Annotated in this window: 12 protein-coding genes; 7 read left to right on the forward strand and 5 right to left on the reverse strand. The window is 61.2% G+C overall.

The window, feature by feature from the left end; all coding sequences use genetic code 11:
• The first annotated feature begins 20 nt into the window (after window positions 1-20).
• On the forward strand, window positions 21-557 hold the full coding sequence (locus DFP86_RS16840) for a DUF4337 domain-containing protein (RefSeq protein WP_133683424.1): 537 nt from the start codon (window positions 21-23) through the stop codon (window positions 555-557).
• Between the two features lie 146 nt (window positions 558-703).
• The gene (locus DFP86_RS16845) at window positions 704-2,125 is read left to right on the forward strand and encodes an MATE family efflux transporter (protein ID WP_133683426.1); all 1,422 of its coding nucleotides are present in this window, start codon (window positions 704-706) and stop codon (window positions 2,123-2,125) included.
• A gap of 8 nt (window positions 2,126-2,133) precedes the next feature.
• Here DFP86_RS16845 and DFP86_RS16850 read toward each other — a convergent pair whose 3' ends face one another.
• The 4 genes from DFP86_RS16850 to DFP86_RS16865 form a co-directional block, all read right to left on the reverse strand.
• Window positions 2,134-2,322: a YgaP family membrane protein gene (locus DFP86_RS16850; RefSeq protein ID WP_133683428.1), complete on the reverse strand. Its 189-nt coding sequence runs from the start codon at window positions 2,320-2,322 to the stop codon at window positions 2,134-2,136.
• 38 nt (window positions 2,323-2,360) lie between these two features.
• On the reverse strand, window positions 2,361-3,437 hold the full coding sequence (prfA, locus tag DFP86_RS16855; RefSeq protein ID WP_133683430.1) for a peptide chain release factor 1: 1,077 nt from the start codon (window positions 3,435-3,437) through the stop codon (window positions 2,361-2,363).
• Window positions 3,437-4,687, reverse strand: coding sequence for a glutamyl-tRNA reductase (gene hemA, locus DFP86_RS16860; RefSeq protein WP_133683432.1), 1,251 nt, complete (start codon window positions 4,685-4,687; stop codon window positions 3,437-3,439). The genes prfA and hemA overlap by 1 nt, the downstream gene beginning before the upstream one ends.
• 140 nt (window positions 4,688-4,827) lie before the next feature.
• Window positions 4,828-6,009 (reverse strand): NupC/NupG family nucleoside CNT transporter, encoded by a 1,182-nt coding sequence (locus DFP86_RS16865; protein WP_133683434.1) that lies wholly within the window; start codon window positions 6,007-6,009, stop codon window positions 4,828-4,830.
• Between the two features lie 213 nt (window positions 6,010-6,222).
• Between DFP86_RS16865 and pdxH the strand changes: the two genes are divergently transcribed.
• A complete protein-coding gene (gene pdxH / locus DFP86_RS16870; protein WP_133683436.1) occupies window positions 6,223-6,864 on the forward strand; it encodes a pyridoxamine 5'-phosphate oxidase in 642 nt (213 codons plus the stop codon).
• A 149-nt stretch (window positions 6,865-7,013) separates the two neighbouring features.
• Entirely contained in the window at window positions 7,014-8,474 is a 1,461-nt protein-coding gene (locus DFP86_RS16875; RefSeq protein WP_133683438.1) for a M4 family metallopeptidase, read from the forward strand.
• 47 nt (window positions 8,475-8,521) lie between these two features.
• Here the strand turns inward: DFP86_RS16875 and parC are convergent, their stop codons facing one another.
• The gene (gene parC / locus DFP86_RS16880; RefSeq protein ID WP_133683440.1) at window positions 8,522-10,891 is read right to left on the reverse strand and encodes a DNA topoisomerase IV subunit A; all 2,370 of its coding nucleotides are present in this window, start codon (window positions 10,889-10,891) and stop codon (window positions 8,522-8,524) included.
• 396 nt (window positions 10,892-11,287) lie between these two features.
• Between parC and tkt the strand changes: the two genes are divergently transcribed.
• The 3 genes from tkt (at window position 11,288) to DFP86_RS16895 (ending at window position 15,651) form a co-directional block, all read left to right on the forward strand.
• On the forward strand, window positions 11,288-13,276 hold the full coding sequence (tkt, locus tag DFP86_RS16885) for a transketolase (protein ID WP_133683442.1): 1,989 nt from the start codon (window positions 11,288-11,290) through the stop codon (window positions 13,274-13,276).
• 88 nt (window positions 13,277-13,364) lie between these two features.
• Complete coding sequence (gene gap / locus DFP86_RS16890; protein WP_133683444.1) at window positions 13,365-14,375, forward strand: type I glyceraldehyde-3-phosphate dehydrogenase; 1,011 nt, start codon at window positions 13,365-13,367, stop codon at window positions 14,373-14,375.
• Between the two features lie 97 nt (window positions 14,376-14,472).
• Window positions 14,473-15,651: a phosphoglycerate kinase gene (locus DFP86_RS16895; RefSeq protein WP_133683446.1), complete on the forward strand. Its 1,179-nt coding sequence runs from the start codon at window positions 14,473-14,475 to the stop codon at window positions 15,649-15,651.
• Window positions 15,652-15,664 lie beyond the last annotated feature (13 nt).

Raw genomic sequence — 15,664 nt, forward strand, 5'->3', positions numbered from 1 at the left:
ACGCGAAAGAGATTTGAGAAATGGCAGAAGAAAAAAAGGATCCATGGCTGAATTATTTGGCGCTGACCACGGTCATCTTCGCCGTATGCGCAACGCTGTCAACGTTCAAGGGCGGCGGGTTTTCGACCAAAAGCGTGATTAGCCAGGCGCAAGCGTCGGATCAATGGTCGTTTTACCAAGCCAAGGCCATCAAGGGCGACCTGTATCAGGTCGAACGCGATGCGCTGAAGGTCGCACAGGACGCTCTGCCGGCCAATGCGCCGGAGACGCAACGCAAGGTCTACGCCGATAAAGTCGCCGAGTACGACAAGAAGGTCGCCAAGTACACGGCCGAGAAAGCACAGATCATGCAGGAAGCCCGCGCGCTGGAAGATGCGCGCGATGCCGCTCAGCGGCAGGGCAAACCGTTCGGCGTCGCCGTGATTTTCCTGCAGGTGGCGATCCTGATCTCGTCGATCGCCGGCCTGTTCAAACAGCGCAATATCTGGTTCGCCGCGCTGCCGGTGGGCCTGGTGGGCATGCTTTATTTTGCCGACGGCTTCTTCTTGTTCCTCTGAAATTAAGTTGTTTTACGCAACAAGCCGGCTCGTCCGGCTTGTTTTACTTATCATTCCACAATTTCTCCGCTTCATTTTTGCCAGCCTCGTCTATCCTCTGTATCCTAATTAAATATCTAGACAAATATTAATACCTTGGTGGTCTCATGCTGGCCGTAGTACAAAACCTGTTTTTCCTCCTGTTGCGCCCGTTCGGGCTCGGGCACGCACGCGTCTGGTTCAAAGAGTTGCGCCCGATTCTCAACATGTCGCTACCGCTGATCCTGTCGCAAGCGGCACAGATGGGCATCATGTTCATCGACTCGGTACTGATGGGTCGACTCGGTCCGGATAAGCTGGCTAGCGGGGCGCTGGCACTGTCGAGCTATTTCTTCTGTCTGGTGTTGGTCTTCGGGATTTGCGCCGCCGCCGGCAACCTGGTGGCGCTGGCGCATGGTCGAGACGATCGCCGCGCCGTGGTCGCGGCCACGCGCGCCGGCCTGCTCGCCACACTGGTGCTGTGTGTGATCATCGGCACGCTACTGTGGCATGCCGAGCCGATCATGCTGGCGCTTGGCCAGCAAGCGGACAACGCCCATCGAGCCGCCAGCTTCCTACACATCCTGGTCTGGGGCCTGCCGTTCAGCATGCTGTTTCTCACTTTGCGCAGTTTCGCCTCCGGGATCGGCAACCCGGGACCGGTGCCGTTCATCACCGTCTCCTCGTTGCTGATTGCGCCTTGCGTGGGCTATGTGCTGTCGCAGGGAGTGGGCGATTGGGGTGGGTTGGGGCTCAACGGGATCGCGATTTCTTCAGTGATCACCTACGCCTACACCGGCCTAACCTTCGCGGTCGTGGTGATGCGCAATCCGGTGTTTGCCCGTTACCAGCTGTTTGCCGGCCTGTCGCGCTGCGACCTGGCCACCATCCGCCCACTGCTGAAGCTAGGCGTTCCGACATCGGGCACCTTGGCAATGGAAAGCGGGCTGTTTTCGTCCGCCGCTTATCTGATGGGCGCGCTGGGCACCGCACAATTGGCCGCGCACCAGAGCATGATGCAGATCGTGATCGCCAGCTTCATCATTCCGATCGGCTTGATGCAGGGCGTGTCGATGTGCGTCGGCCAGGCGGCCGGCAAGGGCGACTTCGTACGGGTCAAACATCTCGGCAATCTGGGGCAGATGCTGGGTGTACTGTGGAGCCTGCTGACCTCGGCCATTTTGCTGCTGTTCCCACAAATGGTCCTGGCGTTGTTCCTACCACTGACACACCCGGGCGCCGTCGCGGCGCGCGAAGTGGCGGTGACGTTGACACCGCTGGTGGCGCTACTGCTGGTATTCGATGCTTGGCAGACCATCGCCAATGGGGTATTGCGCGCGCTCAAGGACGCACACAGTACGCTGGTGATCTTCGCGTTCGGCTGTTGGGGTATCGGCATGCCGCTGGCCTGGTGGCTTTCGCGCCATGCAATCGGCGCAAAAGGCGTCTGGGCCGGCATGGCCGTCGGGCTAGCCTGTGTGACAGTATTGCTGGTACTGCGTTTCAAACGCGTATCGCACGAGTTGCAGTCGGGAAAACGCCGGGTATAAACGCTCGGTCAGGTCTCTTCGTGAGTACTCAGTTTCAACAGCCAGTACGCGGGGCACCAACCGAACAGGCCGGTCAATAGCGGCACCAGACCAAACCAGGCCCAGGGGGTCTGCGGGCCGATGAACGCCAGGCTGACAATGCCGGCGCCGATTAGCGTCCGGATGATGCGTTCTGCCTTACCAACATTGCGTTGCATTCTGCGTCCTTTACGGGCTGCCCCATCCGGGCCCCTGGTTATTCCGACATAGCGGCCAAGAGTTCTGCCTGGTGCTCGGCCGTCAGCGCATTCGTCAGATCGCTCAAATCGCCATCCATCACATATTCCAGCTTGTAGAGCGTCAGGTTGATCCGGTGGTCGGTGATGCGCCCCTGAGGGAAATTATAGGTACGGATGCGCTCGCTACGGTCGCCGGAACCGACGAGGCTCTTGCGCGTGGCGGCTTCTTTGGCCTGCGCCTCGCGCAACCTGGCGTCCATGATGCGCGCGGCCAGTACCGACATGGCGCGAGCCTTATTCTTGTGCTGCGACCGGTCGTCCTGGCATTCGACCACGATGCCGCTCGGCAAGTGGGTGATGCGCACGGCCGAGTCGGTCTTGTTGATGTGTTGCCCGCCGGCGCCCGACGCGCGGAAAGTATCGACGCGGATATCGGCTGGATTGATTTCGACTTCGGCCACTTCGTCGGCCTCGGGCATGACGGCGACGGTACAGGCCGAGGTATGAATACGGCCTTGCGTTTCGGTCACCGGCACGCGCTGCACGCGGTGGCCGCCGGATTCGAATTTCAGCCGCGAGTAGGCGCCGAAACCGATGATGCGGACGATGACTTCCTTATAGCCGCCCAGATCGGATTCGGAAGCCGAAACGATCTCCACCTGCCAACGGTTGCGTTCGGCGTAGCGGGTGTACATGCGCAACAGATCGCCGGCGAACAGCGCCGCTTCGTCGCCGCCGGTGCCGGCGCGGATTTCCAGGTAGATGTTGCGTTCGTCGTTCGGGTCTTTCGGCAGCAGCAATTTCTGCAGCTCGATGTCCAACTGCGCCATGCGCGTCTGGCCGGCATCGATTTCCGCCTGGGCGAATTCCTTCATATCCGGATCGGACTGCATCTCTTCGGCGGTCGCGATATCCACTTGGCACTGCAGCCAAGCCTGCCAGGCTTCGACCACCGGCGTCAGTTCGGCATGCTCGCGCGTCAGGCGGCGATAGTTTTCCATATCGTCGGTGACGCTGGGCTGGGCCAGAAGCTGGGTGACTTCTTCAAGCCGGTCGGCCAGTTGGGACAATTTGGCCGCAATCGACGGTTTCATCAGGACTCCGAATGCAAACGGTAGATCCGCGCCACAGCCTGGCTCATGGCGGCTTGGTCGTCGCCATGTTGAGATAGGGCCTGGGTCGGCGGATGCATCAATTTATTGGTGAGCTGGACCGATAGGGTTTCCAGCACTTTTTCCGGGGCGTCGCCCCGGGCCAGTTGTTTCAGCGCCGCTTCGAGCGCATGGCGTCGGAGCCGCTCGCCTTCGTCGCGCAATGCCCGGATCAGCGGCACAGTCTGGCGCTGGCGCAGCCATTGGCTGAATTCGTTGACGCGCGACACGATAATGTTTTCGGCTTGCTCGGCCGCCACCTGGCGTGCCTCGCGGCCGACCTCGACCACGCTGGCGATATCGTCGACGGTATAGAGGAACACGTCGGCCAGGCTCGCGACTTCCGGCTCGACATCGCGCGGCACGGCCAGGTCGAGCATGAACATCGGCCTGTGACGACGCTGCTTGATGGCACGCTCCACCAGCCCCTTGCCGACGATGGGCACCGGGCTCGCGGTCGACGTGACCACCACGTCGAAGCGCGCCAGATGGTCGTGCAGGTCGGCCAGCGTAATGGCTTGGCCGCCGAATTGCTCCGCCAACGCCCGCCCGCGCTCTAGCGTGCGGTTGGCCACGGTGATGCCGGCGGGCTGGCGGGCGGCGAAGTGGGTCGCCACCAGCTCGATCATCTCGCCGGCACCGATGAACAGCAGGTTCAGTTCGCGGATGCTGGGAAAAATCTGTTCGGCCAGGCGCACGCCCGCCGCGGCCATCGAAACCGAGCTTGCGCCGATCGCCGTCTTGCTACGCACTTCCTTGGCCACCGAAAACGCCTGCTGGAACAAGGCGTTGAGGTGGGTGCCGAGCGTTCCGCTCTGTTGCGCGACCCGTACCGCATCCTTGAGCTGCCCCAGGATCTGAGTCTCGCCCAGCACCATCGAGTCCAAGCCGCTGGCGACGCGGAAAGCGTGGCGCGCCACATCGCTGGCATCGAGCCGGTACAGATAGGGCTCGACTTCGGCAGGGGACATATTGTGGTAGTGCGCCAGCCAGGCGATGGCGTCCGCCGGGTTCTGACCGGCGCAGTAGATCTCGGTGCGGTTACAGGTGGACACGATGGCGGCTTCGTGCGCCGCCTGGCTCTGCGTCAACTGGCGCAAGGCTTCCGGCAGGATGTCAGCCGGGAACGCCAGCTTCTCCCTGATCGCCAGCGGAGCGGTTTGATGGTTGAGACCAAAAGCCAGGAGATGCATGCGTGCGTGCCGGACCGCGATTGAAAGGTGTTAGTTTAACGTATCTTGTATCACAAGTCCTGTTGCTACAGGACATCCGGTTATACCAAATCACGGTGTCGAAGGCGGGGACGATCCGACCAAGACCGCCCCCGGCTCGCTTACAGCGCCAGTCCGGCCACCATGGCGGACAGAATGCTGACCAAGGTTGCGCCGTAGACCAGTTTAAGACCGAAGCGCGACACCATATTGCCGCGCTCTTCATCCAGGCCCTTGACCGCGCCGGCGATAATGCCGATGGAGCTGAAGTTGGCGAAGGACACCAGGAAAATCGACAGTGTGCCCTGGGTGTAGGGCGACAGGTGTGCCGACTGATCCTTGAGCGCCATCATGGCAACGAACTCGTTGGTCACGAGCTTGGTGGCCATGATACTGCTGGCGCTGAGGATGTCTTGGCCGGGGATGCCGATCAGCCAGGCCAGCGGGTAGAACGCGAAACCGAGCACATGCTGGAAGTCGACGCCGAAACACCAGGCGAACAAAAAGTTGACTGTGGCAATCAATGCGATGAAGCCGATCAACATGGCGCCAACGATCACGGCGATCTTGAAGCCGGCGAGAATGTAGTCGCCCAACATCTCGAAGAACGACATGCGCTCGACCGGCGCGGCAATCAACTGGTCCTCATTCGCTTCGCCATCGTAAGGATTGATCAACGACAGGATGATAAAGGTACTGAACAGGTTGAGGATCAGCGCGGTCACCACGAAGCGGGGAGCGATCAATTGCATGTAGGAACCGACAATGGACATCGATACGGTCGACATAGCGGTTGCGGACAAGGTGTACATACGCTTTTCGCTGAAGCTGCCGATGATATTCTTATACGCGATGAAATTCTCCGACTGCCCGACGATCATGGCGCCGACCGCGTTGAACGACTCGATCTTACCCATGCCGCTGAGTTTGGCCAGCACCAGGCCGATGCCGCGAATCACCCACGGCAGAATGCGCAAGTGCTGCAGGATGCCGATCAGTACCGAGATGTAGACGATAGGCATCAGCACCATCAGGAAGAAGCTGAACTCGCCGCGGTGCAACAGCCCTCCGAAGACAAAGCGGGTACCTTCCGCGGCGAACTTCATCAGTTGGTCGAATACGTTGGCCATACCGCCGACGGCGGCCAGGCCATAATCGGTGTGCAACAACGCATAGGCCACGGCCACTTCGGCCACAAGCAATTGCAGGACATAGCGGATCTTGATGTGTTTACGGTCTCGGGCAACCAACTGGGTCAGGACGAGCACGACCAGCAAGCCGAGGAAAAACTGGAAAATATGCATGATTCTTGACGGCGACTTTCGGATTTCGGGGACAAAAAAGCTCGGGGAAGGGGAGCAAAAGCCGGCTATGCTACCTTTTCTCGATGCGAAGATAAACTACCGCGCTCCTATATTTCCATTGGCCGCCAGTGCTGATCTGGCGCAAGCGGGCTCGGAGGCGGGCTCGCGCCCGGTGGGATTCACACGCTAAGATAATCGGCAGGAGGATTTGCCATGTCGCTTAAACTCGCTGATATCCGCAAGGATTACAGCAAAAAGGAATTGTCCCCGGAGGAATGCCTGCCGGATGCGGTCGCACAGTTCGAAATCTGGTTGAAGGAGGCGATCGGCGCCGAGGTGCCGGAGCCGACGGCTATGCATGTCGCTTCGGTGGATGCCGACGGACGCCCGAGCTCGCGTATCGTGCTGCTCAAAGGCGTGGAAAACGGCCAATTCCTGTTCTACACCAATTATCTAAGCCGCAAGGGGCGCCAGATCGCCGCCAACCCGTTCGTTTCGCTGACTTTCTTCTGGCCGGAACTGGAGCGTCAGGTACGTATCGAGGGCCAGGCACGCCAGTTGCCGGGAGAGATCTCGGACGAGTACTTCGCAAGCAGACCCTACACCAGCCGACTCGGCGCCTGGGCTTCCGAGCAGAGCACGGAGATTGCGTCGAAAGCCGAGCTGGTGAAACGCGCGGCGATGTTCGGCGTTCGTTATCCGTTCAAGGTACCGCGCCCGCCGCATTGGGGCGGCTATGCGGTCACGCCGGATCACATCGAGTTCTGGCAGGGTCGACCGAGTCGTCTGCACGACCGGGTGCAATATACCTTGCAACCGGACGGCCGCTGGCAAACGGCGCGTCTAGCACCCTAAAGACGTTGCGAGCAACCGTCCTTTCGCACCGTATTCGAGTTCCCCATTCCGCCAAAAAGGACAGCTGTCAATCGACTGCTTCATCCCGCTAGATAGTAATCGGCGCGGCTACCCGTCGCGCCGATGACACTTTCGCGGAGAATTATTAGATGAAGAGATTGCCAATTTGTCTTGTCCTGGCCGCCGGCCCCTTGTTGCAGCCGGCGTTTGCCGCCAACCTCGTCGACATCAAGACCGTCATGCGGCAGGGTATTGCCGCGTCGGCCGGGCTGCCCGCCGATTTCAAAGCCGTGCGCAGTCAGTCGTTCCCTGGCGGCAAAGTAATCACGCGCTATCAGCAGTACTACCAAGGTATCCCGATCTGGAGCCAGGCCGTCATCGGCGTGCGCAACCCTTCCATCGCCAGCAATGGCGACAGCAACCGTTACGATGGCAAGATGGTCACCGGCATCAAGGAGGATCTGTCGAGCGCCAAACCCACCCTGTCGAGTGCGCAGGCGCTGACACTGGCCAAGGGACTCAAAGCGGCCGGCAAACCGGTTATTAACGAAAAGGCTCAGTTGCTGGTGCAATTGGATCGCCGCAATGCGGCGCGCTTGATCTACCAAGTGTCCTACTTCGTACCGTCCGCCCATCCCACCCGACCGAACTTCCTCATCGACGCCAATAGCGGCGCGGTGCTGAGCCAGTGGGACGGCCTGGCCCACCTGGATGCCACCGGCCCCGGCGGCAACAAAAAGACCGGCAAGTACGAATTCGGCACCAAGTACGGCTATCTGCCGGTCAGCGCCAATTGCGATATGGACAACGGCAAGGTGGTGGCGACAGACTTGCAGTCCTCCGAGGACACCAGCACGAACACGCCGTTCCACTTCACTTGCCCACGCAATACGGCGGATCGCACCGTCAATGGCGCTTATGGCGCGATCAACGACGCTTACTACTTCGGCAACGCAGTGGTGAAGATGTACAAAGAGTGGCTGGGACTCTCTCCGCTCAATGGACCGCTCTACCTGCACGTCCATTATGGCTCCCGCTATGAAAACGCCTTCTGGGATGGCAGCAGCATGAACTTCGGCGATGGCGCCAGCCGGTTCTATCCACTGGTTTCCGTCGATGTTACCGGCCATGAAATCAGCCATGGCTTCACCGAGCAGAATTCCGGCTTGGTCTACGACGGCCAGTCCGGCGGTATCAACGAGGCCTATTCCGATATCGCGGGCGAAGCCACCGAGTTTTACGTCAAAGGCAAGAACACTTGGTTGATCGGGCAGGATATTACCAAGGGGACGAAGCCGCTACGCTACATGGAGCACCCGGCTAAAGACGGCCGCTCCATCGAAAAGGCCGGCGACTATCAGGACGGGATGGATCCGCACCGCAGCAGCGGGGTCTTCAACCGTGCGTTCTTCCTGCTGGCACAATCGAAAGGTTGGTCCGTTCGCCAGGCCTTCCAGGTATTCGCCGATGCGAACCGGCTCTACTGGAACCAGAACAGCGATTACAACCAAGCCTCGTGCGGGGTGATTCGCGCGGCACGCGAGCGAGGCTATGACAGCAACGCCGCCGTATCGGCCTTCGCCGATGTGGGCGTCACTTGCAAGCAGTAAAGTAGGGATCCGCCGCCCGGCACGCTTTCATGCCGGGCGGCGGCGGGTCAGGCGTCGGCAATCGCCAGGATATTCCACTTCTTCGGCAGCAGTTTGCCACGCTTGGCCCGACGGCCAAGGTATTCGGCCAATGCCAACTTTTCCTCTCCAGGCTTGCCGCGGGCGGACAGTACCGACAACACGACCTTCTCGCCGCGAGCGAGCCCGATCGCGGTCAAACGCTCGCCATCGTCGAGCTGCAGCAGCATCAGACCGCGCCCCTTGGCTAGATCTCGCAGCTCCCCGGCGCTGAATGCCAGCAAGCGCCCGTTATCGGCGGCGGCGACCAACTGCAAATCGACCTGGGCAATATCGGTCGGCACCCGCACCGGCGCCAGTACGCCATCGCCGGCTTCCAATGTGATGAACGCCTTACCCGCCTTAACGCGTCCGGCCATATCGCCCACAGTGGCGATGAAGCCGTAGCCGGAAGAGCTGGCCACCACATAGCGAGTGGTCTCCGGATCGGACAGCATATGGCAGGGCTTGCCGCCATCTTGCAGGTCGATCAGCGACGCCACCGGCACACCGTCGCCACGGCCGGTCGGCACATCGGCGGCATTGACGGTATAGGCTCGGCCAAGGTTGTCCAACACAACGATTGGCCATACCGAGCGCGTTTCTACGACCGTGTGTTGGCCATCCCCATCCTTGAAGGTCAGTGTGGACAAATCGAGATTATGGCCGACGCGGGCACGTAGCCAGCCCTTTTGCGACAGAATGATGGTGATCGGCTCGTCGGCCACGGTCTGCGTCAGCACCGCGCGCTGCGCCGCCTTGATTTCGCTACGGCGGGCATCGCCGTACTTGGCGGCGTCGGCACGAATCTCCTCGCCGATAAGCCGGCGCTTGGCGTCGGGCGTATCCAGCAGATGGCGCAGCCCTTCGCGCTCTTCGCGCAACTCGGACAGCTCTTTCTCCAGCTTGAAACCTTCCAAACGCGCCAATTGACGCAAGCGGATTTCGAGAATGTCCTCGGCTTGGGCCTCGGACAGGCCGAATGCCTTGATCAGATCGACCTTGGGATCGTCGGACTCGCGAATCACGCGGATGACTTCATCGATATGGATGAAGGCGATCATCCGCCCTTCGAGGATATGGATGCGCTTTTCCACCTGCGCCAAACGATGCGCCAAGCGGCGAGTGACGGTTTCGTCGCGGAAGGCCAGCCAATCGGCCAAGATGGCCTTGAGCCCCTTCTGTCCCGGGCGGCCGTCTAGGCCGATCATCACCAGGTTGAGCGAGACGTTCCCTTCCAGGCTGGTTTGCGCCAGCAACATCTGTACGAACTCATCCGGATCCTGCCGGCTCGATTTGGGTTCGAACACCAGCCGTACCGGCTGATTGCTGTCCGATTCGTCGCGCACGCGATCGAGCATCGACAGCATCAGGCTCTTGAGGTTTTGCTGCTCCTGGGTCAGTGCCTTCTTGCCAGGCCGGGGCTTGGGGTTGGTGGCCTCCTCGATTTCGGCCAGCACCTTCTGTGCCGAACTACCGGGCGGCAGTTCGCTCACGATCACGCGCCATTGCCCGCGCGCCAGTCGCTCCACCTCCCAGCGCGCACGTACTCGCACCGAGCCGCGACCGCCTTCGTAGGCCGCGAGAATGTCTTCGCTCGGGGTGATGATCTGGCCGCCGCCGGGGAAGTCCGGTCCGGGGATGTACTGCATCAGATCGGCGGTGGTGAGTTCGGGGTTGTCCAGCAAGGCGGCCGCGGCCTGGGCCACTTCCGTCAGGTTGTGCGGCGGGATCTCGGTGGCAAGACCGACGGCAATGCCGGAGGCGCCGTTGAGCAGCATCATCGGCAGGCGTGCCGGCAGACGCGAGGGCTCTTCGAAGGCGCCATCGTAATTGGGCACGAAATCGACCGTGCCCATGTCGATTTCCGACAGCAGCAGATCGGCATAGGGCGTCAACCGCGCTTCGGTGTAACGCATCGCGGCGGCACCGTCGCCGTCGCGGCTGCCGAAGTTGCCTTGGCCGTCGATCAGCGGGTAGCGCAGCGTGAAGTCCTGCGCCATGCGCACCAACGCCTCATAGGCGGAGCTATCGCCGTGCGGATGGTATTTACCGAGGATTTCGCCGACCACGCGCGCCGATTTGACCGGTTTGGCGCCGGCGACCAGCCCCATATCGCGCATCGCGAACAAGATGCGGCGCTGTACCGGTTTCTGGCCGTCGGCCACTTCCGGCAGAGCGCGGCCCTTGACCACGCTCATCGCATATTCGAGATAGGCTCGCTCGGCGTACAGATCGAGGGCGATCCAATCGTCGCCCCCTTGGGTGGCGGGCGGAGCCGCTGGAGGCGGGGGAGGCGGTGCGCCGTCGTCGGTGGCAGTATCGAACAGGTCGCCGCTCAATTGATCTTGGTTATTCATGGGCTTGGTCGCAGTCGTGTGGCCAACGATAAAATTTCTTAAGTGCGAGATTGTACATGGCAAGCTTACTGAATGGGCAATGCCGCCGCGTCGACGATTTCTCGCTATGCAGGCTGATGACGGGCTGACTTGGAAAACTCCATATCTTCATATCAAGATATCTATAATTCGTGTAGTTGTAATACTACATGACAATATCGTAGCGCTTTCCCACCTCTGCGCCCGCACCGGCCAACCTTCTAGAACATAGGCATAACCGACGCGGTTCTGCACGCATCTCAAGCCGGCAGGTTGCCTGATTCGGGTAAAATCGGCGATAATTGCATGATTTTTCAACGGTTGGTCCTCTTGGACCGGTCTTTGTTCACGTTCTTCTAGTATCGAGGTTTCTTCCGCATGGTCTCCAGAACCGAGCTCGCCAACGCCATCCGTTTCCTCGCCATGGATGCGGTGGAGAAGGCCAAATCCGGCCACCCCGGCATGCCGATGGGCATGGCCGACATCGCCGAAGTCCTGTGGCGCGATCACCTGCAACACAGCCCGCGCCATCCGCACTGGGCCAACCGCGACCGTTTCGTACTGTCCAACGGCCACGGTTCGATGCTGCTCTACAGCCTGCTGCACCTGACCGGCTACGCTCTCTCGATCGACGACCTGAAGAACTTCCGCCAACTGCACTCGAAAACCCCGGGACACCCGGAGTACGGCTATGCCGATGGCGTCGAAACCACCACCGGCCCGCTGGGCCAGGGCATTTGCAACGCAGTGGGCATGGCGCTGGCGGAGAAGCTGCTGGCCGCCGAGTTCAACCGCCCGGGCCATGAAATCGTCGACCACCACACTTGGGTATTCCTCGGCGACGGCTGCCTGATGGAAGGTATTTCGCACGAAGCCTGCTCGCTGGCCGGCACCTGGGGGCTGAACAAGTTGATCGCCTTCTATGACGACAACGGCATTTCCATCGACGGCGACGTCGATGGCTGGTTCACCGACGACACCCCGGCACGCTTCGGCGCCTACGGCTGGCAGGTCATCCCCAACGTCGACGGTCACGACCCGAAGGAAATCGCCACCGCCATCGCCACCGCCAAACAGTCGGATCGCCCGACCCTGATCTGCTGCAAAACCAAGATCGGCTTCGGCGCCCCCAACAAGCAGGGTGGCCACGATGTGCACGGCGCACCGCTGGGTGCGGCCGAGATCGCCGCCGCGCGCGAACATCTGAAATGGCCGCATGCCCCGTTCGAAGTGCCGTCAGATATCTACGCCGCCTGGAACGCCGCCGAAGCCGGACAGGCTCGCGTGTCGGCATGGGATCAGCGCTTTGCCGCCTACCGCGCGCAGTTCCCGCAGCAAGCCGCCGAGTTCGAACGCCGCATGAAGGGCGAATTGCCGGCCGACTGGGACGCCCATGTCGCCGCCAAAATCGCCCAGGCCAACGAGAAGGCCGAGACCATCGCGACCCGCAAGGCGTCGCAAAACGCCATCGCCGCGTTGGCCGAAGCGCTGCCTGAACTGGTAGGCGGCTCCGCCGATCTGACGCCGTCGAATTTGACCAACTGGCCGAACGCCAAGTCGTTCGCCGGCAACGGCACGGCCAATTACATCCACTACGGCGTTCGCGAATTCGGCATGGCCGCCATCATCAACGGCATGACGCTGCACGGCGGCGTGAAGCCGTTCGGCGCCACCTTCCTGATGTTCAGCGAATACGCCCGCAATGCGCTGCGCATGGCCGCGCTGATGAAGATCAACCCGATTTTCGTGTTCACGCACGACTCGATCGGCCTGGGCGAAGATGGCCCGACCCACCAACCGGTGGAACAGATCTCCACCTTGCGCATGATTCCCAACATGGCCGTATGGCGCCCGTGCGACACCGTCGAATCGATGGTGGCATGGTCCGAGGCCTTGTCGGCCAAGGATCATCCGAGCTGTCTGATCTTCAGCCGTCAAAACCTGCCGTTCGTGGCACGCGATGCGGCGACGATCTCCGACATCAAGCGCGGCGGTTACGTAATCCGCGATGCGCAAAATGCCCGCGCGGTATTGATCGCCACCGGCTCCGAAGTCGAGCTGGCGCTGAAGGCGGCCGAACGGCTGGCCGAGCAGGGCATTGCCGTGCGCGTCGTTTCCATGCCGAACACCCATGCGTTCGACCTGCAGGACAAGGCCTACCAGGTTTCCGTGCTGCCGACCGGCCTGCCGCGCCTGAGCATCGAAGCCGGCGTCAGCGGCTTCTGGCGCAAGTACGTCGGTCTGGACGGCGAAGCGATCGGCATCGACCGCTTCGGCGAATCCGCGCCGGCCGGCGAACTGTTCAAGTTGTTCGGCTTCACGGTGGACAATGTGGTCTCCAAGACCTTGTCCCTGATCGGTCAATAAGTTGGTACCCAAGCCGCCCCGACCCGGGCGGCTTTTTTACACCGGGTTTCACGTGAAACCTGCCAGCACCTCCGGGAGAGAATAGAGTATGACCATCCGTATCGCGATCAATGGCTATGGCCGTATCGGCCGTCAGGTTCTCCGCGCCATCTACGAGTACGACCTCGACAAGGAATTCGAAGTCGTAGCCGTCAATGCCAGCGGCGACCTTGCCACCAACGCGCACATCACCAAATTCGATACGGTTCACGGACGCTTTCCGGCCGACATCGGCCATGACGAACACCACCTGATCATCAACGGAAAATCGATTCCTTTCTTCAGCACGCGCGACCCGTCGCTGTTGCCGTGGAAAGACTTGAATGTCGACCTGGTGATGGAATGTACCGGCTCGTTCACCAGCAAGGCCAAGTGCCAGGCCCACCTGCAAGCCGGCGCCAAGAAGGTGCTGATCTCGGCGCCAGGCGGCGACGATGTCGACGCCACCGTGGTATACGGCGTCAACCACGCCGTGCTGAAGCCGGAAATGACCGTCGTTTCAAACGCATCCTGCACCACCAACTGCCTGGCGCCGGTCGCCAAGGCGCTGCACGACAAGATCGGCATCGTCAAAGGCCTGATGACCACCATTCACGCCTTCACCAACGACCAGGTACTGACCGACGTGCGCCACAAAGACCTGCGCCGGGCCCGCTCCGCCGTGCAGAACATGATTCCGACCAAGACCGGCGCCGCCAAGGCGGTGGGCCTGGTACTGCCGGAATTGGCAGGTCGACTCGACGGCTTCTCGGTACGCGTGCCGACCATCAACGTTTCGTTGATCGACCTCACTTTCGAGTCCGCCCGCCACACCAGCAAGGAAGAAATCAACAATGTGGTACGCGCGGCATCCGAGGGCGAAATGAAGGGCGTGCTGGGGTACAACACGCTGCCGCTGGTCTCGATGGACTTCAACCACACCACCGAACCGTCGACTTTCGATGCCACTCTGACAAAAGTGACTCACGGAAATATGGTGAAAGTCCTCGCTTGGTACGACAATGAGTGGGGGTTCAGCTGTCAAATGCTGAACACCGCCCGCGCCATGTTTGCCGCCTGAGCCAAAGAGCTCGATGACCGGCCCCGCCATCAGGCAGGGCCGGATACGACGGCGGCGCGGGGACGATTTGTCTCATCTGAACAACCAGGACTGAAAAATGGAATTCAAAAAACTGACTGATCTGAATCTGCGCGGTATGCGCGTATTGATCCGCGTAGATATGAACGTACCGGTCAAAGAGGGCGTCATCGGCGACGATACGCGCATCCGTGCCTCGTTGCCGTCGATCGAGCACGCCCTGGCGCAAGGCGCAGGGGTGCTACTGATGACCCACCTTGGCCGTCCGACCGAAGGCGAACCCAAGCCGGAAGACAGCCTGGCACCGGTGGCAACCCGCCTGGCCGAACTGTTGGGCCGCCCGGTACGCCTGGTGGCCGATTGGCAGGCGCTACCCGCCGTGACCGCCGGCGAAGTCGTCATGCTGGAGAACGTGCGCCTGAACAAGGGCGAGAAGAAGAACAACGCCGAGTTGGGCCAAGCCTATGCCCGCTTATGCGATATCTTCGTCAACGATGCCTTCGGCACCGCGCACCGCGCAGAAGCCTCCACCCACGCCGTGGCCGTTGCCGCGCCCGTGGCTTGCGCCGGCCTGCTGCTGGCGGCGGAACTGGACGCGCTGGGCAAGGCGTTGCAGCATCCGGCGCACCCGCTGGTGGCGATCGTGGCCGGCTCCAAGGTATCGACCAAGCTGACCATTCTCGAATCGCTGGCCGACAAGGTCGATCTGTTGATCGTCGGCGGCGGTATCGCCAACACCTTCCTGCTGGCCGAGGGCCGTACCATCGGCAAATCGCTGTGCGAACCGGATCTGGTGGAACAGGCTCGCACCGTGATCGCCAAGATCCGCGCTCGCGGCGGCGACGTACCGCTGCCGACCGATGTGGTCTGCGCAACCGAATTCGCCGAGAGCGCTGCCGCCACGCTGAAGAACGTCAAGGATGTCAGCGCCGACGACATGATCCTGGATATCGGCCCGGATTCTGCCGCCGAACTGGCTAAGCTCATCGCCAAGGCCGGCACGGTGGTATGGAATGGCCCAGTCGGGGTATTCGAATTCGAGCAGTTCAGCCATGGTACCCGAGCACTGGCGCAGTCGATCGCCGATTCCGCCGCATTCTCCATCGCCGGCGGCGGCGACACGTTGGCGGCCATCGCCAAATTCGGCATTACCGACCGCATCAGCTATATCTCCACCGGCGGCGGCGCCTTCCTTGAGTTCCTCGAAGGCAAGATCCTGCCGGCCGTCGCCATCCTGGAGGAGCGTGCCCGCGCTTAAGCGGCGACGCGAG

The organism is Paludibacterium purpuratum, assembly GCF_004363805.1.
Taxonomy (GTDB): Bacteria; Pseudomonadota; Gammaproteobacteria; order Burkholderiales; family Chromobacteriaceae; genus Paludibacterium; species Paludibacterium purpuratum.

What these genes read in the sequence shown, in the direction of transcription:
- DFP86_RS16865 (WP_133683434.1), bottom strand. Translation starts at nt 6,009, where the DNA reads ATGCATATTTTCCAGTTTTTCCTCGGCTTGCTGGTCGTGCTCGTCCTG.
- hemA (WP_133683432.1), bottom strand. Translation starts at nt 4,687, where the DNA reads ATGCATCTCCTGGCTTTTGGTCTCAACCATCAAACCGCTCCGCTGGCG.
- DFP86_RS16845 (WP_133683426.1), top strand. Translation starts at nt 704, where the DNA reads ATGCTGGCCGTAGTACAAAACCTGTTTTTCCTCCTGTTGCGCCCGTTC.
- DFP86_RS16875 (WP_133683438.1), top strand. Translation starts at nt 7,014, where the DNA reads ATGAAGAGATTGCCAATTTGTCTTGTCCTGGCCGCCGGCCCCTTGTTG.
- DFP86_RS16850 (WP_133683428.1), bottom strand. Translation starts at nt 2,322, where the DNA reads ATGCAACGCAATGTTGGTAAGGCAGAACGCATCATCCGGACGCTAATC.
- DFP86_RS16895 (WP_133683446.1), top strand. Translation starts at nt 14,473, where the DNA reads ATGGAATTCAAAAAACTGACTGATCTGAATCTGCGCGGTATGCGCGTA.
- pdxH (WP_133683436.1), top strand. Translation starts at nt 6,223, where the DNA reads ATGTCGCTTAAACTCGCTGATATCCGCAAGGATTACAGCAAAAAGGAA.
- DFP86_RS16840 (WP_133683424.1), top strand. Translation starts at nt 21, where the DNA reads ATGGCAGAAGAAAAAAAGGATCCATGGCTGAATTATTTGGCGCTGACC.
- prfA (WP_133683430.1), bottom strand. Translation starts at nt 3,437, where the DNA reads ATGAAACCGTCGATTGCGGCCAAATTGTCCCAACTGGCCGACCGGCTT.
- gap (WP_133683444.1), top strand. Translation starts at nt 13,365, where the DNA reads ATGACCATCCGTATCGCGATCAATGGCTATGGCCGTATCGGCCGTCAG.
- tkt (WP_133683442.1), top strand. Translation starts at nt 11,288, where the DNA reads ATGGTCTCCAGAACCGAGCTCGCCAACGCCATCCGTTTCCTCGCCATG.
- parC (WP_133683440.1), bottom strand. Translation starts at nt 10,891, where the DNA reads ATGAATAACCAAGATCAATTGAGCGGCGACCTGTTCGATACTGCCACC.